Origin of the sequence: Streptomyces sp. NPDC057682 (assembly GCF_042799575.1) — a bacterium.
Classification (GTDB): Bacteria; Actinomycetota; Actinomycetes; order Streptomycetales; family Streptomycetaceae; genus Streptomyces.
The window spans coordinates 245,057-265,149 of record NZ_JBHVIN010000004.1 but is presented as its reverse complement, the minus strand read 5'-3'; the positions used below and the strand labels follow the sequence as shown (position 1 = coordinate 265,149).

The following is a 20,093-nucleotide window of genomic DNA, read 5'->3' as shown; positions in this document are numbered from 1 at the left end:
CCGCCTGACCCGCTGTCGCCGTGGTGGACGCTCATCGATGCAGACGGGTAGAGGATCCGCTGAGCGGGCTCTCGTACTTCGAGGGCGTCGTGCGACTCCTCGAACGGCGCGGCATCACGGTCGTGCTCCGGTGAGCCGTATGGGCCCGTGCGGGCGCGACTGCGGGTCGTACGGCCTTGGCCGTCCCCGTGGCCCGCCCGCTATCGTCCGCGTATGGATCGAGTCGGCATACTGAGCAGCCTCGCCACCCGCGGAACCGCCGACTTTCCGCAGCAGCTCATCGAACGTGCCGCCGAACTCGGCATCCCAGCCGCCGACCTTCTCGTCATTGCGGGACACCCGGTGCCGGAGTCACTCCGTCCCCCGGAACGCGACGCCAGGGTCATGAAGGGGTTCGCCTACCGGGTCAGTCACTGCGATCACTCACAACTGGCCGCATTGGAGGCATACGTGCGGGCGTTGCCCCGCGTGGATGCTCCGGAAGACCGGGGTCAGCCCGTCCGACCGTTCCGGCGCCCGTCGGAGACCTGGTTCGCCGCTGTGCTCGGCGGGTTGATCCGTAATCGCGGCTTCGGTGTGGACGAACTGCCGTTCATGGGGCTCTCCCGCAGTACGTTGCACGGGATGGTGTGGCGGTGGGAGCCGGATCGGCACCGGCGCCAGCAGTTGTGCGCCATAGCCGGTCCGCTGGGCTGGACCCTGCCCGACCTCTTCGCGGTCGCCGGTGAGCCGTATGCGCGGGAGTTCCGTCCGATGCTGCACTGCCGCCACCTCGGACTACTCTTTGCCGCCGCCGTCCCCTTGACCACCGCTCAGCTGATCGACACCGCGAGGGAGGCGGACCGTCTGAGCGCGCGTGAGGATCACGGCGCTTGGCAGCCCGTCTCGCAGGGCTTCGCCGAGGAGTGTCCGGACTTCGCCTGACGGCGGGAGCCGCCTTCGGCGCCGTCCGGGCGGTCGGGCGCCTTCGCGTGAGGGACGCGCCGGACAGCGCCGGCCTCAGGCGCGGCGGGTGCGCCGGAGCCAGGTCGTGGTGGCGACCAGGACGGCGAGGGTGATGAGGTTGGCGACGAGGGCAGGGAGGTCGCCGGCGGGGGCGACGCTGGTCTCTTCCCAGATGAGGATGGCGGCGGCCGGCAGGGCGAAGGTGAGCACGGTGCCGATGGCCTTCTGGGCGGGGGTCCAGTGCACGGAGGTGCAGAGGAGGATCGCGCCGACGATGCGGAACAGGCCGCTCAGGAGCTGGAGGGCGGCGACGTCGGGGAGAGCGGAGGCCTCGCGTTCCACGGCGGAAAGGTAGTCGCGAACGGGGTTCGGTGGTCTTCATGCGAGATCTCCGGCGGAGGGGTGGCTGGTGGTCAGGAAGGTGCCGACGGCTGAGCGGACCGGGCCAGACACGGCTGAACTCGTCGAGTGCGGTCCGGCCGGTCTCCGTGGGCGCGTAAAGGCAGCGGGGCGGGCCGGAGGTGGACTCCTGCCAGGTGGTGGTGCCCAGGTCCTCGCGCCGGAGCCGGGCTGGCAGCGGGTAGACCGTCCCCTGGCTGGTGGCCGGGACTCCGGAGCCTCCAGGGGGTGAAGCAGCTCGACGCCGTAACGCGGACGGTCCCGCATCACGGCGAGTACGCAGTACTCCTGTACGCCCTTGCGCAGCTGGGCGGCTGCGCATGCCTGCTTGGTCGAATCACCAGGTTCCATGCAAAGACAGCTACCAGGTGCGACAGGGCGCTTCGGCGGGCTGGGCGGGTGTGGGGGCGGGCATGGCCGAGGCCCGGCCGCTCAGGGAGCGCGACGTGTTCCGTCGGCCCCGGGGGCGCGGGATACCGGCCTGCGTCGTACGCCGCACTCGGTTCGGCCGCCCGGATGGGCGGTCGGACCGGAGGAGTCGGCCCCTGTGGGAACGGCTCGGCGCAAGCCGCCCCCTCACTACGCTGCCGGTATGGACACTCCCCTGACCCCCGACACCGCCCGCGCCCTCCAGCGGCTGCTCCGGACCGAGATCGGGCCGGGGCTGAGCGAGTGGGAACTGGACGCCGTGGAAAGGCGGTTCGGGTTCAGGTTCGCGGCCGATCACCGGGTGTTCCTCTCCGCCGGGCTGCCCCGGGGGTCCTCGCGCTGGCCCGACTGGCGGGACGGCGATCCCGAGGTGCTGGCGGAGCGGCTGGCGCGGCCGGTGGAGGGGGTGCTGTTCGACGTGGAGTACAACGGGTTCTGGTATCCGCGATGGGCGGCGCGGCCGGCCGGCACGGACGCGGCGGTGCGGGTCGCGCGGAGTGAACTGGAGGGTGTGCCGCAGTTGGTGCCCGTGTACGGGCACCGGTATCTGCCGGGGGTGGGGGGTGCGGAGGGGCACCCGGTGCTGTCCGTGGTGCAGACGGACATCATCCTGTACGGGAACGATCTCGCCGACTATGTGCGGCATGAGTTCGGCGGGCGGGCGAGTGATCTCGAAGGGCGCGTGACCGTGGACTTCTGGTCGTACTTCGTCGAGGAATGACCCGGCGTACGCCCCCCGCGAGGAGGGCGTACGCCGGGGTGGGTCAGCCTGTGAACCCTGCCGTGATGGAGGTGAACTGCCACGCCGGGCGGTCCCGGTTGACGGCCCAGAAGGCGAGCCGGCCGAGGTCGTGGGCGTTGGCCCAGTCGCGGATCTGGGTCCAGATCTGGGCGGTGGTGACCTCACCGGCGTCACTGGAGTCGTTCATGCCGGAGATGCCGATGTGGTTGTAGGCCTGCTGGTCGGTCCAGCCGAAGGTGGAGACGAGCTTGGCCTTGAGGCCTTCGGTGGCCTTGACGGTGTTGCCGTACATGTCGGCCTGGCCGCCGAAGTTGAACGGCATGATCGTGAAGTTGTCGATGTCGGCGCCGAGGGCCTGGGCGCGTTCGATGAGGCGGTTGCCCCAGGAGTTGGGGCCGGTGTTGAGGGTGGGGATGGTGACGATGGTGCGAAGGCCGGGGTTGTTCTGCTTGACGGTCTTCAGCGCGCCGAGGATGCGGTCCTGGACGGCCGCGTTCTCGAACTCGTCGGTGTTCTCGATGTCGATGTCGATGGCCTTGAGGTCATAGGCGTCGATGACCTTCTGATAGGCGCCGGCCAGTGCCTCGGTGGTGGAGCAGTTGGGGCCGAGCTTGTTGCCGCTCCAGCCGCCGATGGAGGGGACGATGTCGCCGCCGGCCGCGCGGATGGCCTTGATGGCGGCCTCGTCGGAACCGCCCTTCAGGGGCCGCTGGCTGTCCCAGGCGGGGTTGCAGCCGTTCTGGGCGAGGACGAAGGCCATGGTGTACCACTTGATGCCGGTGGCCTGCATGACCTCGGTCGGGCTCGGCGGATTGCCCCAGCCGAGGTAGAGGTACGGGGCGGCCTGGACGAAGCGGTCGCCGTTGCCGCTGCCCTCGCCGGTCGTCACGGTGAGGGGCGCGGAGTCGGGCGACACATTGCCCGCGCGGTCCTTCGCCCGGACGGTGAAGCGGTACGCGGTGCTGGGCGCGAGCCCGCCGACGGTGGCGGTGGTGCCCGTCACCGAGGTGACGAGGGTGCCGTCGCGGTAGACGTCGTATCCGGTGACGCCGACGTTGTCGGTGGCGGCGCTCCACGCGAGCGACACGCTGGTGGCGGTGGTGCCGGTGGCGTGCGGGGCACCCGGGGCCGAGGGTGCCTGCGTGTCGTCGGTGCCGCCGGGACCGTCGAGGCTGACGTCGTCCGCGTAGTACGTGCCCTGCCCGTACCAGCCGTGGAGGTAGATCTGTGCGCTCTGCTGGGACGCCCCGGTCGTGAAGGAGACCGTCAGCTGCTTCCAGTCGGCGGCGGAGCCGGTCCAGGTGGACGTGCCCCCCTCGACGCCGAGGTACGTGTACGAGCCGCGCACCCAGGCCGAGAGGGAGTACTGCGTGTTCGGCTGTACGGACACGGTCTGGGCGCACCGCGCGGTGTCCGAGGCGCTCGCGGCGCCGGCCAGGGCGCGGGTGCCGCCGTGCACGGGCGTGCTCACGACGGAGCCGGTGCTTCCCGAGCAGTTCCAGCCGCCGAGGGTGCCGGTCTCGAAGCCCGGGTTGGTCAGCAGGTTGGCCGCCTGGGCGGTGGTGGGGGTCATCAGTGCGCCGGCGCCGCCGAGCAGGGCGGCGGTGGCGCAGGCGAGCAGACGATGGCGGTATCGCGTTCTCACGCTGTCTCCCGGTGGGGTGGAGGAGATCCGATGCGGGGGGGGGTGGTGCGAGGGTGCGAGAGGTGATGCGGGGGCGTGCGGGGGGTGCGAGGGGTGTGCGCGGAGGCCGGGCGTTTCAGGGTGTGCGCGGAGGCCGGCGCGGGTCTCGTCGGAAGGCCGCGCCGGCCGGTGGTGCTCGATTCGGGTGGTCGTGCCCGGTGGTACGGGGATCAGCAGGCGCCGAGGTCCTCCCAGACGCCCCAGTCGCCGGTGGTGCCGGGCTCCTCGCCTGTCACCCACCACTTGGCCCGCCACGTGTGGCCGTTGTGGGAGACGGTCTCGCCGCCGTTGTAGACGGTGCCCGCGCCCCAGGCCGCGGCCGTGCAGTCGCCCGGCTGCTCGCCGCCGCCACCGGTGCCGCCGTCGCCGCCGCCCGTTCCGCCGTCGCCGCCACCGGTCCCGCCGTCACCGCCACCGGTGCCGCCGTCACCGCCGCCCGTTCCGCCGTCGCCGCCACCGCCGATGTTCACGTCGATGCAGGCGTAGAACGCGTTGGCGGTGTCCGCGATGTTCCAGACGGCGAGGATCTTCTGCCGGCCGGTGAACCCGCCGAAGTTCAGCTGGTGGCTGACCGAGGCGGCGGGGATGCGGCCCCCGTCGTTGAACTGGGCGATCTTCGTGTCGCCGATGAAGTACTGCCAGTTGCTGGTGGCGTGCCGCGCCTCGATGGTCCACGTCAGGGTCTCGGTGGTACCGACCGGGGTGACGCGCCAGCCCTTGCTGTCGTCGTTCAGGTCGGCCCAGCGGGCGTCGCCGCCGCTGCACGTGCGCAGGCCCTTCGGGCCCTCGACGCTGGCCGGCTCCCATTTGATCTGGCCGCACTTGACAACGCCGTTGGCGCACTGGTCCTGCCGGCTGGCCGGGGAGACCACCCAGCCGTGGGCGCTCGCTGAAGGCGCGGGGAGGCTCAGGGCCACTGCGGGAGCGACCAGGGCACCCAGGGCCGCGGCCCAGATCTTCTTCATGCGCATGACATCAATTTCCCTTCGGTACACGTCGGGTCCGCCCGGGGGAACGTACGACGTTGCCGATGAGGCAACCCCACATGCGAAGGTCTAGACCGACGCTTGCAGGTCTAGACCTTAGCGAAGGAGCGGGGGCCGTCAAGAGGCCTCGCACGACCCTCCGCGCCCCTCGGAACGGGCGCACGGGCCCCCACCTGCGGCGCGAACACCCCTTGCAACGGGCGGAGTTGAACCATCCGGAAGCGCGGCGCGGCGACGCGCCGGTACCTCTTGTGCCGTACGGCCCCCATGTAGTGGGGTGTGCGCCATGAAAACGAGAAGCATGGCGGCCCTGACCGCGATCCTGGTCGTGGCCCCGTTGGTCGCGGCGGCGCCCGGCTCCCCGGCGGCCGCCCAGTCCCGCCCCGGCGGCTCGGCGCGATCCGCCGAATCGACGCTGGTCGGCGGCATCGACCTCGACACGGTCACCATTCCCGAACTGCAGGCCCGGATGGACCGCGGTTCCCTCTCCTCGGTCCGGCTGACCCTCGCGTACCTGCGGCGCATCAAGGCCGTGGACCCGAGGATCAACGCGGTCCTGCGCACCAGTCCGACGGCCCTGACACAGGCGGTGGCCAGCGATCTCAGGCACCGGCTCGGCAGGACCCGCGGCCCGCTGGACGGCATCCCCGTCCTGCTGAAGGACAATGTGAACACCCGCGACCTGCCGACGACCGCGGGCTCCCTGGCGCTCGCCGGCAAACCTCCGGCGGCCGACGCGGAGCTGGTCGCCAAACTGCGGGCGGGCGGCGCGGTCATCCTCGGCAAGGCCAACCTCTCCGAGTGGGCCAACTTCCGCGGGGCGAGGCCGACCTCGGGCTGGTCGGCGGTGGGCGGCCAGACCCACAACCCGTACGTCCTGGACCGCAACCCCTGCGGATCGTCCGCCGGTTCGGCCGCCGCGCTCGCCGCGTCACTGGCCCAGGTGGCGATCGGCACCGAGACGGACGGCTCCATCGTCTGCCCCGCCGGGATGAACGCCGTCGTCGGGCTCAAGCCGAGCCTCGGCGTCGTCAGCCAGTCGGGCGTCGTACCGATCTCCGCCGAACAGGACACGGCCGGGCCCATGGCACGGAACGTGATCGACACCGCGCTCACCCTGTCGGTCATCGGCGGCGACACCGTACGCGCCGCGAACGCCCCGGACCTCGCCGAGGCGGCGGCCCGGCCCGGCGCCCTGCGCGGCAAGCGGATCGGCCTGTGGCGGCTGCCGGTACTCGGGGCCGAGGTGGACGCCCTCATGACGCGCACCGCCGAGCGGCTGCGGGCCTCGGGCGCGACGGTCGTCGAGGTGGACCTGCCCTACCAGGACCGCCTGGCCGAACTCGAATTCCCGGCGCTGCTCAGCGAGTTCCACCGGGACATCGACGCCTACCTCGCCACCCGCGAGGGGCCGCGCGATCTCGCCGGGCTGATCGAGTTCAACCGCACCCACCCGCAGGAGCAGAGCTGCTTCGCCGGGCAGGAGCTCTTCGAGCAGGCGCTCGTCGCGCCGCCCACCACCGATCCGGCGTACGTGGCGATGCGCGCCGAGCTGGCGGACCTCTCCCGGCGCTCCATCGACGAGGTCATGGCCGAGCACCGGCTGGACGCGATCGCCTCCCCGGCGAACCCGCCCGCCTGGACCACCGACTGCGCCCGGGGCGACAACGACGTGATCCCGTCGTCCACCCCCGCCGCCGTCTCCGGCTACCCCTCGCTGTCGGTGCCCGCCGGCTTCGTCGGTGAACTGCCGGTCGGGCTGCTCCTGATGGCCGGCCACCACCAGGACACCGAGCTGCTCTCCCTGGGCGCGGCGGTGGAGCACCGGCTGGACGGCCGCCGGGCCCCCCGCTACCTGCCCACCCTGCCGGCCACCGGCACCACGGGCGGCGCCACCCGCTGAATCCCTCCGGCGACGGCACCGGCGGCCCCGCCGTCCGGTGCCGTCGCCGGCGTGTGCGTCCCGTGCGGTGCCGTCGCCTGCGTCTTTACCGTCCGGTGTCCCCGCGAGCGCCTGCCGCCCGGGGTCACCCTCCCCCGCCCGGCAGCCGGACCGTCACCACCAGCCCGCCGGCCGGGCGCGGGGTGAGGGAGAGCGTGCCGGAGTGGGCGCGGACGACGCTGTCGACGAGGGCGAGCCCGAGGCCCACGCCCGCGTGCTCGTCGGTGCGGGTGCGTTGTGTGCCGCGCTGGAAGGGCTCGGTGAGCGTGTGGACCAGTCCGGGCGGGAGCACGGGGCCGGTGTTCTCGACGCGGAGCACGCTCGTCCCGCCGTCGGTGCCGGTGCGGACGGTCACCGTGCCGTGGTCGGGGAGGTTGTGGACCAGGGCGTTCTGGACCAGGTTGGTCACCATCCGCAGCAGCAGCTCCGGCGAGCCGGTCACCGGGGCCGCTCCCCCGGTGACGTCCAGCGCGTGACCGCGCCCTTCGGCCAGCGGCAGCAGGGTCTCGGCGGCCTCCTCGGCCAGGAGCGAGAGGTCGGCCGGTTCGGGGGCGACGACCCGGTCGCTGCGGCTGAGCAGCAGCAGCGCCTCCGTGAGGTCGATCGCCCGGGTGTTGACGGCGTCCAGCCGGTCGAGGAGCGCGTCCCGGTCGCGGCCCGGGTCCTTGCGGGCGACGTCCAGCAGGGTCCGCGAGACGGCCAGCGGGGTGCGCAGTTCGTGCGAGGCGTTCGCGGCGAATCGCCGCTGCTCGTCGACGTGGGACTCCAGTTGTCCGAGCATCGAGTCGAAGGTGTCCGCCAGTTCCCGGAACTCGTCCCGGCGGCCCGTCATCCCGATCCGGTGCGAGAGGGTCCCGGTGCCCGCGGTCCGGGCCGCGTCCGTGATCGCGGCGAGCGGTGCCAGCATCCGCCCGGCCAGGATCCAGCCGCCTCCCAGCCCCAGGACCAGCAGGAACGCCAGGACGGCGGCGGCCCTGGGGGCGAAGACCCGCAGGAGGTTGGAGCGTACGGGGAAGACCCCGTGCACCGGCGCGCCGTCGGTGACGAGCAGGGCCCGCTCGGGGACGTATCGCAGGAGGAACAGCCACACCGCCGCGAGCAGCAGGGTCCCCGCCAGCATGAGGAATCCGGCGTAGCTGAGGGTGAGTTTCAGGCGGACGCTCGGGCCGGACGCCCGGTCGGCGGGGCGGCGGCCGCCCGGTGCCCTACGCATGGTCCGACGGGTCCGGTCCGGGCTCCGGACGGGCCTCGATCCGGTAGCCGACCCCCGGCACCGTCGCGATGACCCACGGTTCGCCGAGCCGTTTGCGCAGGGCGGAGACGGTGATGCGGACGGCGTTGGTGAACGGGTCGGCGTTCTCGTCCCAGGCGCGGGCCAGCAGGTCCTCGGCGCTGACCACCCCGCCCTCGGCCGCGAGCAGCACCTCCAGGACGGCGAACTGCTTGCGGGTGAGGGCGACGTGGTTCCCGTCGCGGAGGACCTCGCGGCGGAAGGGGTCCAGGCGCAGTCCGGCCAGTTCGCGGACCGGGGGGCGGGGCTGCGCGCGCCTGCGGTCCAGTGCGCGCAGCCGCAGGACGAGTTCGCGCAGGTCGAACGGTTTCGTCAGATAGTCGTCGGCGCCCAGTCCGAAGCCGGTGGCCTTGTCGTCGATCCGGTCGGCGGCGGTCAGCATGAGGATCGGGGTGCCGCTCCCGGAGGCGACGATGTGCCGGGCCACCTCGTCGCCGGAGGGTCCCGGGATGTCGCGGTCGAGGATCGCGGCGTCGTAGGTGTGGACGGACAGCAGTTCCAGGGCGGTGTCCCCGTCTCCCGCGACGTCCGAGGCGATCGCCTCCAGCCGCAGCCCGTCCCGTACCGCCTCGGCCAGGTACGGCTCGTCCTCCACGATCAGTACGCGCATGCCGGAAGCCTAGGCCGCGTCCGGGATGTACGGGGATGTCCGCACGGGGGCTGTCGGCCGGGCGGCCCACCAGGGGCGCGAGACCAGTCCGGCCAGCGCGGCCCCGGTGGCGTTGACGAGGATGTCGTCCACGGAGGAGACCCGGTCCAGCCGGAACACGTACTGCGCGGTCTCGATCAGCGCCGAGCAGCCCGCCCCGAGGGCGAGGACGCGCGGCAGCGTGGCGACGGCGGCGTACCGGACCGGGGCGAAGGCCCCCACCGCCGCGAGAACGAGCAGATTGCCGATGACGCCGAACGGGCCCATCGTGACGAGGTCCCGCAGCGGGACCAGGCTGACGCGCGCGGGCGCGACCCCGGGGGCGGACCCCGGCATCATCGTCATCCAGACGAACGGGACCGTGCCGTGGACCATCGCCACCTCGGCCACCGAGGTCCGCCAGGGTGCCGCCCGCCCCGCGCGCCGCCGCCGGTGCGCCAGCGCCCACACGAGGAGCACGGAGAGCGGCAGGGCGAGCAGGGTCAGGAGCACCACCCCGTTGAAGGTGCCGTAGCAGGCGTACCCGTTCCCGGACAAGCAGCGCGGGGCGACCATCATCAGAGGTCCACGCAGGACGAGGGCCGCGGCGGCCGTGCCGAGGACGGCCAGGACGAGGAGCACCGTCCGGTGGGTCCGGCCGGGCGGCGCGGACGGGGAGAGCGTGTCGTTCATACGTCCATCGCAGGGCATGGGGTGTTGCGGGGGCGTATGCGGAACACGGTGCGTACGCGGCGGGGCCGGCCCGTTCGCGGTGAACGGGCCGGTCCCGGCCGGCTGCGGTGCGGGTGGTGGCGGGGGTCACTTCCCGGCCGCGCGGGGGCGGAGGAACGCTCCGGCGAGCAGGGTGCCCGCCAGGACGAGGCCCGCGTTGACCAGGACGGCGACGGTGACGCCGGAGAGGACGGCATGCGGGCCGGTGGCGTCGAGTCCGGCCGTCCGGGCGGTGACGACGGCGCTCATGACGGGGATGCCCAGGGTGATGCCGACCTGCTGGGTCATGGTGGCGAGTCCGGTGGCCAGGCCCTGTTCCTCGTCGGGGAGGCCGGAGGTGGCGGTGACCATGAAGCCGACGATCATCAGCATGTTGCCGACGCCGCCGACGAAGGTGGCCGCGAGCAGCAGCCAGATCCAGGCGCCGGAGGTGCCGAGGGCGACGAGTGCCAGGGTGGCCGCGGCCTGGACCGCTCCGCCGGTGACGATGGTCGCGCGGGTGCCGAGGCGGCCGACGACCCGGCCGGCGAGGGTGCCGCCGGTGACCGTGCCGAGGCCGAGGACGCCGAAGGCGAGTCCGGTGGCGAGCGGGGTGTAGCCGAGGACCTTCTGGAGGTAGAGGGTCAGCAGGAAGACCAGCGAGGTCTCGGTGACGAACGCGATCAGGCCGGTGGTGTTGCCCCAGACGACGCTGCGGCGGCGGAGGATGCGGACGGGGACGAGCGGGGCGGCCGCCCGGCGCTCGACGAACAGGAAGGCGACGAGGAGCACGGCCCCGGCGAGGAGTGCGGCGAGTGTGACGGGGGTGGTCCAGCCGCTCTCGCCCGCCCGGGTCAGCCCGTAGACGAGGAGCAGCAGACCGCCGGTGACGGTCGTGGCGCCGGGGACGTCGAGCCGGGGCCGGGTGGCGGGGCGTGAGTCGGTGAGGACGGACGGGGCCAGGGCGACGACGAGCGCGGCGACGGGGACGTTGACGAAGAAGGCCCAGCGCCAGGAGAGCAGATCGGTGAGGAGCCCGCCGAGGACGGCGCCCGCGGTGAATCCGGCGGACATGAGCGCGCCGTTGAGGCCGAGGGCGCGTTCGCGCAGCGGGCCCTCCTTGAACGCCGTGGTCAGCAGGGCGAGTCCGGCCGGGGTGACGGCGGCGGTGGCCAGTCCCTGAAGGACCCGGGCGGTGAGCAGCACCTCGGGTGTGGTCGCCAGTCCGCCGAGCGCGGAGGCGAGTCCGAGGACGACCATGCCGCCGACGAAGAGGCGTTTGCGGCCCACGAGGTCGGCGATCCGCCCGAACAGCAGGGTGAATCCGGCGGCGGCCAGGGCGAAGGCGGTGGCGATCCACTGGAGGTTCGCCAGGGAGAAGCCGAGTCCTTCGCCGACGACCGGCAGTGCCACGTTCAGGATGGAGAAGTCCACGGCGATCATGAACTGCGCGCCGAGGAGCAGGGTGAGGACGAGCCGCTGCCGGCCCGTCATACGGGGCGGGGCCGGTGCGGCGGCACGGGCGGCGGCGGGGGCGGTGCCCGTGTCGCGTTGCGGGGCGTGGCTGGGTGCGGACATGGTCGTCCTCCTCGGACGTTCCTCGGGCGGAAAGCCTTAACGGTTCCGTGGTTCCGTTAAGATGGGGCGACCGTAGCAGAGAACGCGGCACTAATGGAACTGGAGACCCGTTATGACGTCGAAGGGTGCGGAGACCGTACGGAGCGCGGAGGGCGAGCCCGGTACGGTCCGGCCCGGCGGACGGACCGCCCGGGTGCGCGAGTCCGTCCTGCGTGCCGCCGGTGACGCCCTGGCCGAGCAGGGCTTCGACCAACTCGACCTCGCCGATGTCGCGCGCCGCGCCGAGGTCGGCAAGACGACGGTCTACCGGCGCTGGTCCACCCCCACCGGTCTGATCGCGGACCTGCTGGACGCCATGGCCGAGGAGTCCGTCCCGCGCGCCCGGACCGGCTCCCTCGCGGGGGACCTGCGGGCCAACGCCCGCCTGGTGCTCGACACGCTCACCGATCCGCGCCAGGGCGCCCTGTTCCGCTCGGTGATCGCCGCCGCGACGTGCGACGACCGCACGGCGCAGGCCCTCCACCGCTTCTACGCGATCCGCATCGAGGAGTGGTCCGGCTGTGTCACCGACGCCGTCGAGCGCGGCGAGCTGCCCGCCGGCACCGACCCCCACGAGGTGATCCGCGCCGTCTCGGCCCCGCTCTACTACCGCCTGCTGGCCAGCGGCGACCCGCTCGACGAGGCCGCCGCCGACCGGGCCGCCGCCGCGGCCGCCGCCGCCGCCGAAGCCGGTGCGTACGTACGGTGAGGCACCCGGCGGGGCGCGGTCAGCCCGCGGCCAGGGCGCGCAGCCGGTGCGCCCAGGGGTGGCCGGCCCCCTCGGCCAGCGTGATCGTCTCGGTCAGCCAGGAGCGGCGGTCCTCGTCCAGCACGGCGAGCGCCTCCTCGAAGTCCCGCTCGTCCTTGGGGCGGGGCGACCGGGACTTGTAGAGGAGCTGGACCTCGGGCGCGAGATGGGGGATCCCGTCGGCGGTGACCCGGCCGATCCGGTCCAGCGGGAGCCGGATGCGCGGATCACGGCGGTACACCCAGTCGCCGTCCACCACGTCGTCCAGCATGAACTGCACCCGCCACGGCTCGTCCGGGCCCGGCCTGCACCAGATGTCGTGGACCCCCGGCGGCAGGATCTCGCCGGGGAGCCAGGGCCGCAGCGTGCCGGGCGGATCGGCGGCCCACCACTGCGCTCCGGGCAGGATCCGCTGCACGGCGAGCTGGTCCCGCCGCGGCAGCAGGACGTCGAGATCGGCGTGGGCCCGGAAGGCCCGGCCCACGGCCAGCTCGATCGCGTACCCGCCGGCGATCCACCACGGCCCGCCGAGCGGGGCGAGCAGCCGCACCGCCTCGTCGAGCGCCATCGGCTCCCAGGGGCCCCAGGGGGTTTCCGTACGCATGGTGCTTCCCGTCCGGATCGCACGGCCGTGACGGCGGATCCCGTGGTGGGCGCGCCGTCCGGATCGCACGGCCGTGACGGCGGATCCCGTGGTGGGCGCGCCGTCCGGATCGCACGGACGCGACGGCGGATCCCGTGGTCGGTGCGGTCAGTCGTTCGTCAGCAGATGGCGGTAGCTCGCCGGGTGCTCGCGCAGATACGCGGCCAGGCTCGTCGCCGGACGGCCGGTCAGACGCGGCACGGCGTCGGAGACCGTGGCCATCTCCCCCGCCGCGATGGCCTCGTACGAGGTCACCCAGCCGGCCACCTCCCAGTCCGGCGCCCCGTAGCCGGCGCGCGAGGCGTACGCCTCCTCCCGGGTCTCGGGCACATAGGTGACGGTCCGTCCGCCGGCCCGGCTCAGTTCCGCCGCGGCCTCGGCGAGGGTGAACGCCTCGGGGCCGGTCAGGTCGTACGTCATGGCGTCGTGCGTCGGGCCGGTCGGGTCGGTGTCGGAGAGCAGGACCGCGGTCGCCGCGTCGGCGATGTCCTCGTGGGCCACCGCGGCCACCCGGCCGTCGCCGCCGGGCCCGCGCAGGACGCCGTCGGCCCCGGTCATCGCCGGCAGGCCGGCGAGGTACCAGCTGTCGCGCAGGAAGGTGTGCCGGACCCCGGAGGTCCGGATGTGGGCCTCGGTCTCCCAGTGGTCCCGGGCGAAGGTGAAGGTGGCGTCCGGCGCGGCGCCGACGAAGGAGACGTACACGATCCGTTCGACGCCGGCCGCGACCGCCGCGTCCACCGCCGTCGTGTGCTCGCGCACCCGGTCCGGGCTCTCGTGCGCCGAGACGAGGAACAGCGTGCGGGCCCCGGCCAGCGCGCGCCGCATCGCCTCGCCGTCGCCGTAGGAGGCGGGCGGCGCGGCGACGGCGCCCGGTAGTTCGGGCAGCCGGGACGGATCGCGGCCCAGCAGCCGCACCGGCACCCCGGCCCGCGCCAGCCGGGCGGCGACCCGGCCGCCGAGCGCACCGCTCGCTCCGGTGACGGCGGTCAACGGGCCCTCGGTGACGGGCTCGGACGGGTGAACGTCGTTCATACGGGATCACCTTCCTCGTACGGCCAGGGGCGCACCTCCACGACCGCCCCGACGGGAACCGGTCCGTAGATGTGCGGGAACTCCTCGCCCCCGGGCCGCAGCGCTTCGTGGCGCACGGGGGCGGACAGGCGCGCGGGGTCGATGACGAGGACCACCAGGTCCTCGCCGGTGTCCCCCGCGCCGTACAGCATGCGGGCCACCCCGGCGAGCTGATGGGGCAGCGAGCAGTGGATGAAGCCCTCGTCGCGCAGGGTGCGGCCGCGGGTGGACATCTCGTACGTCCCGGTCCCGCGGGCCGCCTCCCACAACGGGCGTTCCGTCAGGTGCAGCAGTTCGGCCATGGGCCCAAGCTAGCCGCGCCGGCGCGTCCTGCGGGCGATCACCGTGGCCGCCGCTCCGGCGGCCAGCAGGGCGGCGGCGATTCCGCCGATCACCCATTCACCGCCTCGCGCTCCCGTGTCGGGCAGTTCGCCGCCGGGGTGGGGCTGCGCGGGACGTGTCGGGGTGGGCCGAGGGACGGGGGTCGTCTGCGACGGGGACGGGCCGGGGGTGTCGGTGGGCGTCGGCGTCGGGGTGGGGGTCGGGGTGTCCGTGGGGGTGGGTGTCGGGGTCGGCGTCGGCGAGTCGGTGGGGGTCGGCGAGGGGGAGGGCTCCTCGCCGCAGTCCGGCAGATCGCCGTCGAAGGGGTAGGAGTGGAACTCCTGTCCGCCGGATTCCCCCTCCGAGGTGTGGGTGAGCGATCCGGCGCTGTAGAAGCGGCCGTTGACCCCGCTGACGGCGACGGTCGCCATGCTGGACGGCTGACCGATGAGCACGCTGCCCTGGAACTGCCCGGTGCCCTTCAGACCGATCTCGGTGGCGTCCGGGAAGTTCCACATCAGGCGCTCGCGCAGTCCGGCCTGGGGCAGCGAGCCCATGTACGTACTGACGCTGCGCGCGCTCCCGTACACGTTGACCAGCACCGTCGCCCCATCCGGGACGTCGCGGAAGACGATGCCCGTCTGGCCGCCGGAGGCCGAGGTCACATCGGCGTCCACGGCGAAGACCTGGAGGGCGGAGGTCCCGTCGCCGGTGAAGTACGTGTCCGAACCGTCCCGCTCCACCGTGCCGTTGGCCGGGCGACGGTGGTCGGCGTCGTCGTCGTACGCGTAGCAGTGGCTGGCCTCGGCCAGTTCCCCGCGGAGCGCGGTGTACGGCGCGGCGGCGTCCGGGTCGTGGACCGCGTCGGGGATCACGGTCCCGGAGAGGTCCCCGGCATGGCGCACCACCCCGTGGTTCTCCCCCTCCTCGGCGAGGAGCCGCTTCCCGCTCCGGACGGTCAGATCGCCGCCCACGGTCAGATAGTCGGAGCCGTTGGGCGGCGGCACCCGCGAGCCCACCCCGGCCACGCCGACGTTGTAGATCTGCGAGGCCCCCTCCCGCTTCGTCATGTCGAAGCGGCCGAGGGCGACGATCTTCCCCTCGGCCTCCGCGGCGGCCTCGCGCACCAGATAGTCGCCGCCCACATAGATGTTGATGTTGCTGTCGTGGTGGGTGACGGGACCGCTGTTGGGGTCCTGCCAGGACGAAGGGCAGTCGTCGCCGAGACAGGGGCCGAGCCCGCCCGGCAGCGGATCGGCGGCCGCCGTGGGGGCGAGAGCGCCCACGACGGCGGTCGCCGCCGCCACCGTCACCGCCACGCGGTATGTTTTGCCGCTTCTACTCTTCTTTGTTCCCATACAGCGCAATATGCAGGTTTATACGGCATTCGCGTGGCATGCCACGCCGGATGGCCTGGGGTCCGGCGCGCTCAATCCGCCAGCAGCTTCGCCTCCACCGCCGGATCGAGGCCCACCGGCGGGCGGTCGGGGCGGTGCGGAGCCGTGCCGCCGATGCCGCACAGCCACGTCCAGGTGTCCGCGACGGTCTCCTCCACCGGCCGGCAGCGCAGCCCCGCCGCGTACGCCTTGCCGACGTCGCCCCGGTGGATCGCGTCGTACACCTCCCCCGGCGGCAGCCAGACCGGCAGGTCCGTCCAGGGGGCGACGCCCGCCGCGAGGATCCGTCCGGCATCGGTCCAGCGCAGTTCGGCGTCCGAACCGGTGGCCCGCACACAGGCGTCCAGCAACTCGCCCAGGGTCGCGTGCCCGGAGCGGCTGGTCAGGTTGTACGGACCGTGCAGCCCGGCCTCCGCGGCGTCCAGGAGCCAGCTCGCGAGGTCGCGGACGTCGATGTACTGCACGGCCACGTCCGGTGTGCCGGGGGCGAGCACCGGGCCGCCGCGGGCGATCCGCGTCAGCCACCACGGCAGCCGGCCGATGTTCTCCCAGGGACCCAGGATCAGTCCCGCGCGGGCCAGCAGCGCCCGGTCGCCGAAGGCGTCCAGCACCGCCAGTTCGCCGCCGCGCTTGGCCTCGGCGTAGCCGACGTCGTCGCCCGCGTCGGGCGAGGCGTCCGCGACCACCGGGCCGTCCTCGGGCAGGCCCGCCGGTGCCGGATCGGCGTACACCGAACGGCTGGAGACGTACGTGTACCGCGCGGCGCGGCCGGACAGCAGCCGGGCGGCGTCCCGCACGGCCCGGGGCGCGCCGCTCCAGGTGTCGACGACCAGGTCCCAGGCCGGGCCGGTGCCGCCGGATTCCGCCGCGGCGGCCAGCGCGGCCAGTCCGTCCGGTTCCGTGCGATCTCCCAGGAGCTCGGCGGCCCCGGGCGGGGCCGGATGGCGGCCCCGGTGGAACAGCGTGGTCTCCCAGCCGCGCGCGAGCGCCGCCTCGGTGACCGCCCTGCCGACGAATTCCGTACCGCCCAGGATCAGAAGCCTCATGCGTCCGACTCTGCCCGGCCGCGCACCGCACCGGAACGGTCCTCGCTCTGGGCTGAATCGGGGCCCGGTCCTGCGGAGTTCAGGAGTGCGGAGTTCAGGAGTAGTGGGCGAGCGGGCTGCGGTGGCGCAGCAGCCAGGCGTGGTAGTCGTCGGCGCGGCGGGCCGCCTCGCGGTAGGCGGCCTCCAGTTCGCCGTACACGGCCGTCGTGTCGGTGCCCGGCCGGGCGACCAGCAGCAGGCGGACGGCGAGCGGGTCGTCGCGCAGCGGCCGGATCGCCATGTCGTCGCGCGGGCCGGAGGTGGGCTGGCAGGGGGCGACCGCCTCGCCGAGGACGATGAGCGAGGCGGCGGTGAGGTAGTCGCCGTGCAGGACGGTCGGGGCGAGACCGGCGGCTCCGAACACCCGGCGCAGTCCGTCCCATTCGCCGTCCACGGTCGGGTCGACCATCCACCGGTCGCCGGCCAGGTCGGCGAGGTCGACGACGGGCAGCGCGGCGGCCGGGTGGTCTCGGGCCATCGAGACGAACTGCGGTTCGCGCTCCAGGAGCACCCGTTGTTCCAGCCCCTCGGGCACGGGCAGCGGGCAGCCCTCCACCTCGTGCACGAAGGCGACGTCGAGCCGGCCGGCGTCGACCGCTCCCAGCAGCGCGCGGGCGGAGACGTCGACGCGGAGCGAGATGTCGGTGCCGGGCAGCCGGGTGCGGAGCCGGCGCAGCCAGCCGCCGATGACACGGCTCGCGGTGCAGCCGATGCGCAGCCGGGGACCGCCGGCGCGGGCGGCGTCGGCCTCGGCCCTGGCGTCGGTGACCAGCGCGCTCATGCCGTCGACGAGGGGGCGGGCCCGGCCGATGACGGCGCGGCCCAGGAGGGTGGGGCGGCAGCCGGTGCGTTCGCGGCTGAACAGTTCGGCGCCGAGCGCCTTCTCGATGCGGCGCAGCTGGGTGGTGAGCGAGGGCTGGCTGACCCCGAGCGTGCGGGCCGCCCGGTGCAGGCTGCCGGTGTCGGCGATGGCGCACAGCGCCCTGAGGTGTCTCACCTCAAGCTCCATGCCGTCGAGGGTAGGGCGGCTCCGCCACCGGCACCAGAGGGTGCTACGCCATCGAACACCCCGATTTCAGCAGGTGTTTGGCGTGATGTCGACCGGCCGCGGGTCCGGCTGGGAAGTGCTGTGCCGGGCCCGCGGAGTCGGGCGATAGGGCGGCGTTATCGGTGGTTGGCATCATCCGCACGGGCCCCGGTTCCCCGACACTCGCTGCGTACCGCCCCCGTCCTTGTCCGCTGACCGGACGGGGTCCCCCCAACCGGTAACCGGCAGGAGACACCCCCCATGAGACACCCCAGGACCGTCATGTCGGCCGTGCTCGGACTCGGCCTCGGCCTCGCCGCCGCGCTGGGCGGCGGCCCCGCGATCGCCTCCGCCTCCCCCGCCCCGGCCCCCGTGTCGGCCGGCGCCCCGACCGCCGCGTACGCCTCCTCCTCGGCGGCGCGGGAGAACGAGGCCGGGAACAAGGCGTTCTTCGAGGCGGTGGCCAAGTCCGTGGCCGAGAAGCGGGCGGCCAACCCCGGCGTCCAGGCCGTCACCATCGTCTACAGCGCCGCCAACGCCCCGAGCTTCCGTTCCCAGATAGCCGCGAGCGCCCAGATCTGGAACAGCTCGGTCTCCAGCGTGCGTCTCCAGGAGGGCTCGAACGCGGACTTCGCGTACTACGAGGGCAGCGACCCGCGCGGTTCGTACGCGAGCACCGACGGCCACGGCAACGGCTACATCCTGCTGGACTACGCGCAGAACCAGCAGTACAACTCGACCCGCGTCACGGCCCACGAGACCGGGCACGTCCTCGGGCTTCCCGACCACTACTCGGGCCCGTGCAGCGAGCTGATGTCCGGTGGCGGCCCCGGCACCTCGTGCACCAACCCGTACCCGAACGCCTCCGAGCGGAACCAGGTCAACTACCTCTGGCAGTGGGGCTTCGCGGCCGCGCTCGCGGGGGCCCGCTCCTGACCGTCCGGATCGTTCCGCGCCGACGCCGACGGGCCACCTCGCAGGACGGGGTGGCCCTTCGGCGTTCGGCCGCGCGGTTCAGCCGGAGGCGAGTTCGGTGCGGACCAGGGTCAGCAGTTCGTCCTCCGTCAGGCCCAGTTCACGGGCCTCGGCGATCGCCTCGCGCAGCCGGTCCAGCAGGCGGGCGCGGTGCGGGGAGGCACCGTCCGCGACGACGGCTCCCCGGCCCCGGCGCAGTTCGATCAGGCCCTCCTCGCGCAGCCGCTGGTAGCCGCGCAGGGCCGTGTGGACGTTCACCCCGAGGGATTCGGCGAGGACGCGGGCGGCGGGCAGCCGCTCGCCGGAGGTCACCGTGCCGTCGGCGACGGCACGGCGCACACAGGCCGCGATCTGGTCGCCGAGCGGCACGGTGGAGGTGGGATCGACCCGGAAGAGCATGGTCAGTGTCCTGTCCGGCGGCGGTCGATGAGGGTGTTGAGGAGTGCGGCGCCGGTGGCGGAGTCGTCGACGGTGACCGCGAAGTCCCGGCCGTTCGCCAGCCGCGCCACGATGCCCTCGCCGGAGCGGATCATCACCCCGGTGCGCCCGGGACGGATCCGGTAGCCCCAGCCCCCGTATTCGAGGGGGCTGATGTCACGGCTGGCCGCCGTCTCGATGCGGTCGAGCGGCACCCTGACACGCGGCCACGGGAGCAGCCCGGAGACGGTGATGCCGCGCCGGTCGACGGTGACGTACGGGCGGGAGAACGTCGCCAGGAGCAGCCCCACGACCAGCAGGGGAAGGCCGGAGACCCAGCCCGTGGTGGCGATCAGGGCGACCCCGCCGACGGCCGTCGCGGCCGCCACCGCCGGCAGCCAACGGGACCCGGCACTGCGCCCCCATCCGGCGACCTCGCCGTCGGCCAGCGCGATGCGTTCGGCGTCGGCCGTGAGGTCCTCCGAGGGTTCCTCGGGTACGGGGAACAGCCTGGCCGGCAGCAGTCCGACGGCGAAGCCGGCCGCACCGACGCCCAGTGCGGCGGCCAGGTGCCACATCGGGAACGAGACGTCCAGGGCGGCCCCTTCGGCGTCGACCGCGGCGTCCACGTTGATGTACAGGACCGCGGCCATGAGGTAGCCCAGGAACGCGGCGGTGCCGTATCCGCCCGCGAGCGTCAGGGCGTACGAGCGGCCGCGCACCTTTCCGTTGGCGGACATCGCCGCCCACAGCGCGGCCATGCCGACGAACAGCACGGCGGTGACGACGAGGTACGAGCCGCGGTCCGCGTAGTCGTCCGCCCGGCCGTTGCCCACGAAGTGGCTGGCCACCCGGGCGGGCAGCCGGTCGCGCCACGCGGCGTACAGGATCAGGTCGACGGCGAGCGCCAGCAGGAACGGCAGCGCGGCGAGAGCGGCGCGGCCGATGGTCTTCCGGTTCATTAAAACCTCCCTTGTTCGCATGTTAGTAGAACAATGAAGGTGTGGCAAAGGACCGGTCCGACGCGGGCGGACC

At 73.5% G+C, this 20,093-nt stretch carries 20 protein-coding genes and 1 pseudogene; 5 read left to right on the top strand and 16 right to left on the bottom strand.

The window, feature by feature from the left end; genetic code table 11:
* Positions 1–213: 213 nt before the first annotated feature.
* Positions 214–924 (top strand): hypothetical protein, encoded by a 711-nt coding sequence (locus ACFVDM_RS08760; protein WP_383634899.1) that lies wholly within the window; start codon positions 214–216, stop codon positions 922–924.
* Positions 925–999: 75 nt separating this feature from the next.
* Here the strand turns inward: ACFVDM_RS08760 and ACFVDM_RS08755 are convergent, their stop codons facing one another.
* Positions 1,000–1,287: a hypothetical protein gene (locus ACFVDM_RS08755; protein ID WP_383634897.1), complete on the bottom strand. Its 288-nt coding sequence runs from the start codon at positions 1,285–1,287 to the stop codon at positions 1,000–1,002.
* A gap of 36 nt (positions 1,288–1,323) precedes the next feature.
* Positions 1,324–1,695 (bottom strand): annotated as a pseudogene (locus ACFVDM_RS08750) (PadR family transcriptional regulator).
* 241 nt (positions 1,696–1,936) lie between these two features.
* Here ACFVDM_RS08750 and ACFVDM_RS08745 point away from each other — a divergent pair.
* On the top strand, positions 1,937–2,494 hold the full coding sequence (locus ACFVDM_RS08745) for a hypothetical protein (protein ID WP_383634895.1): 558 nt from the start codon (positions 1,937–1,939) through the stop codon (positions 2,492–2,494).
* Positions 2,495–2,537: 43 nt separating this feature from the next.
* On the opposite strand, the gene ACFVDM_RS08740 is transcribed toward ACFVDM_RS08745, so the two are convergent.
* Positions 2,538–4,160: a carbohydrate binding domain-containing protein gene (locus tag ACFVDM_RS08740; protein WP_383634893.1), complete on the bottom strand. Its 1,623-nt coding sequence runs from the start codon at positions 4,158–4,160 to the stop codon at positions 2,538–2,540.
* A 209-nt stretch (positions 4,161–4,369) separates the two neighbouring features.
* Positions 4,370–5,170, bottom strand: coding sequence for a lytic polysaccharide monooxygenase (locus ACFVDM_RS08735; protein WP_383634891.1), 801 nt, complete (start codon positions 5,168–5,170; stop codon positions 4,370–4,372).
* Positions 5,171–5,471: 301 nt separating this feature from the next.
* Between ACFVDM_RS08735 and ACFVDM_RS08730 the strand changes: the two genes are divergently transcribed.
* The gene (locus ACFVDM_RS08730; RefSeq protein WP_383634889.1) at positions 5,472–7,088 is read left to right on the top strand and encodes an amidase family protein; all 1,617 of its coding nucleotides are present in this window, start codon (positions 5,472–5,474) and stop codon (positions 7,086–7,088) included.
* 124 nt (positions 7,089–7,212) lie between these two features.
* On the opposite strand, the gene ACFVDM_RS08725 is transcribed toward ACFVDM_RS08730, so the two are convergent.
* From ACFVDM_RS08725 to ACFVDM_RS08710, 4 genes are all read right to left on the bottom strand, one after another.
* Positions 7,213–8,340 (bottom strand): sensor histidine kinase, encoded by a 1,128-nt coding sequence (locus tag ACFVDM_RS08725; protein WP_383634887.1) that lies wholly within the window; start codon positions 8,338–8,340, stop codon positions 7,213–7,215.
* Entirely contained in the window at positions 8,333–9,028 is a 696-nt protein-coding gene (locus ACFVDM_RS08720; RefSeq protein WP_383634885.1) for a response regulator transcription factor, read from the bottom strand. The genes ACFVDM_RS08725 and ACFVDM_RS08720 overlap by 8 nt, the downstream gene beginning before the upstream one ends.
* 9 nt (positions 9,029–9,037) lie before the next feature.
* Positions 9,038–9,739: a VanZ family protein gene (locus tag ACFVDM_RS08715; RefSeq protein WP_383634884.1), complete on the bottom strand. Its 702-nt coding sequence runs from the start codon at positions 9,737–9,739 to the stop codon at positions 9,038–9,040.
* 126 nt (positions 9,740–9,865) lie between these two features.
* Positions 9,866–11,335, bottom strand: a complete 1,470-nt coding sequence (locus tag ACFVDM_RS08710) for an MFS transporter (RefSeq protein ID WP_383634882.1) — start codon at positions 11,333–11,335, stop codon at positions 9,866–9,868.
* 112 nt (positions 11,336–11,447) lie between these two features.
* Between ACFVDM_RS08710 and ACFVDM_RS08705 the strand changes: the two genes are divergently transcribed.
* Entirely contained in the window at positions 11,448–12,083 is a 636-nt protein-coding gene (locus ACFVDM_RS08705; protein ID WP_383634880.1) for a TetR/AcrR family transcriptional regulator, read from the top strand.
* 19 nt (positions 12,084–12,102) lie between these two features.
* Here the strand turns inward: ACFVDM_RS08705 and ACFVDM_RS08700 are convergent, their stop codons facing one another.
* From ACFVDM_RS08700 to ACFVDM_RS08675, 6 genes are all read right to left on the bottom strand, one after another.
* Positions 12,103–12,726: a nucleotidyltransferase domain-containing protein gene (locus tag ACFVDM_RS08700; RefSeq protein ID WP_383634878.1), complete on the bottom strand. Its 624-nt coding sequence runs from the start codon at positions 12,724–12,726 to the stop codon at positions 12,103–12,105.
* 147 nt (positions 12,727–12,873) lie between these two features.
* A complete protein-coding gene (locus tag ACFVDM_RS08695; protein WP_383634876.1) occupies positions 12,874–13,797 on the bottom strand; it encodes an SDR family oxidoreductase in 924 nt (307 codons plus the stop codon).
* On the bottom strand, positions 13,794–14,138 hold the full coding sequence (locus tag ACFVDM_RS08690) for a DUF952 domain-containing protein (RefSeq protein ID WP_383634874.1): 345 nt from the start codon (positions 14,136–14,138) through the stop codon (positions 13,794–13,796). Before ACFVDM_RS08690 ends, ACFVDM_RS08695 begins: the two co-directional genes overlap by 4 nt.
* Positions 14,139–14,147: 9 nt before the next feature.
* Positions 14,148–15,476 carry a choice-of-anchor A family protein gene (locus ACFVDM_RS08685; protein ID WP_383634872.1) on the bottom strand — a complete coding sequence of 443 codons (1,329 nt, stop codon included), beginning with the start codon at positions 15,474–15,476 and terminating at the stop codon, positions 14,148–14,150.
* A 110-nt stretch (positions 15,477–15,586) separates the two neighbouring features.
* Positions 15,587–16,600 carry an NAD-dependent epimerase/dehydratase family protein gene (locus ACFVDM_RS08680; RefSeq protein WP_383634870.1) on the bottom strand — a complete coding sequence of 338 codons (1,014 nt, stop codon included), beginning with the start codon at positions 16,598–16,600 and terminating at the stop codon, positions 15,587–15,589.
* Between the two features lie 94 nt (positions 16,601–16,694).
* On the bottom strand, positions 16,695–17,648 hold the full coding sequence (locus tag ACFVDM_RS08675) for a LysR family transcriptional regulator (RefSeq protein WP_383634868.1): 954 nt from the start codon (positions 17,646–17,648) through the stop codon (positions 16,695–16,697).
* 279 nt (positions 17,649–17,927) lie between these two features.
* On the opposite strand from ACFVDM_RS08675, the gene snpA reads away from it, so the two are divergent.
* On the top strand, positions 17,928–18,602 hold the full coding sequence (gene snpA, locus ACFVDM_RS08670; protein WP_383634866.1) for a snapalysin: 675 nt from the start codon (positions 17,928–17,930) through the stop codon (positions 18,600–18,602).
* A 78-nt stretch (positions 18,603–18,680) separates the two neighbouring features.
* Here the strand turns inward: snpA and ACFVDM_RS08665 are convergent, their stop codons facing one another.
* Positions 18,681–19,040 carry a GntR family transcriptional regulator gene (locus ACFVDM_RS08665; RefSeq protein ID WP_383634864.1) on the bottom strand — a complete coding sequence of 120 codons (360 nt, stop codon included), beginning with the start codon at positions 19,038–19,040 and terminating at the stop codon, positions 18,681–18,683.
* 2 nt (positions 19,041–19,042) lie between these two features.
* Entirely contained in the window at positions 19,043–20,020 is a 978-nt protein-coding gene (locus tag ACFVDM_RS08660) for a DUF1648 domain-containing protein (protein ID WP_383634862.1), read from the bottom strand.
* Between the last annotated feature and the right edge of the window lie 73 nt (positions 20,021–20,093).